Origin of the sequence: Aeromonas rivuli, from assembly GCF_000820045.1 — a bacterium.
Taxonomy (GTDB): Bacteria; Pseudomonadota; Gammaproteobacteria; order Enterobacterales; family Aeromonadaceae; genus Aeromonas; species Aeromonas rivuli.
The window spans coordinates 1-757 of record NZ_CDBJ01000014.1; the positions used below are offsets into that span (position 1 = coordinate 1).

The 757-nt window shown below is 51.5% G+C and carries 1 protein-coding gene; it reads left to right on the forward strand.

Annotation, left to right across the window (positions count from 1 at the left end):
• Positions 1-118: 118 nt before the first annotated feature.
• Complete coding sequence (gene gmhB, locus BN1130_RS01445; RefSeq protein WP_042039835.1) at positions 119-661, forward strand: D-glycero-beta-D-manno-heptose 1,7-bisphosphate 7-phosphatase; 543 nt, start codon at positions 119-121, stop codon at positions 659-661.
• Positions 662-757: the final 96 nt, after the last annotated feature.

Genomic DNA, 757 nt, shown 5'->3' on the forward strand with positions numbered 1-757 from the left:
GCAAGCGTGATCGCTTAATCGATCCCTGCAATACGCACTAAAAGGGTGGCTTAGGCCACCCTTTTTACGTTTGGCTCATGCCATCCTGAGAGTTCCCTATAACAAGAGGTAATGACGAGTGAGTAAAGCTGCCATCTTTTTGGATCGCGACGGTGTCATCAACGAAGACAGCGGTTATGTCAGCCAGGTCGACGACTTCCATTTTCTGCCTGGCGTGATTGACGCCATGCAACTGCTGAAGCAGAAAGGCTATCAGCTGATCGTGGTCACCAATCAGTCGGGTATCGCGCGTGGTTACTTCAGTGAAGATGATTTCATGAATCTCACCGAGTGGATGGATTGGTCACTGGCCGATCGGGGCGTGGATCTGGATGGCATCTACTTCTGCCCTCATCACCCGGATCACGGTGCGCCCTGTGATTGCCGTAAACCTGCCCCTGGCATGTTGCTGCTGGCACAGCAAGAGCTTGGTATTGATATGAGTCGTTCTTATATGGTGGGTGACAAGCCTTCCGACCTGAGCGCTGCGGCTAATGCCAAGGTTGGCCATAAAGTGATGGTGCGTACCGGCAAGCCGATCACCGATGCAGGCATGGCATTGGCCGATGCTGTCTATGACAATCTGCACGATTTCGCCGTTTCTGTGCCAGCCACAAGCTGATTTCGACTGCTTTACACACAGTTTGTTGGCTTTATGAGCGAACAGGCGACGAAAGCCATATTTTTGTAATTAACCTCTTGCCAGCGCATTTCAACT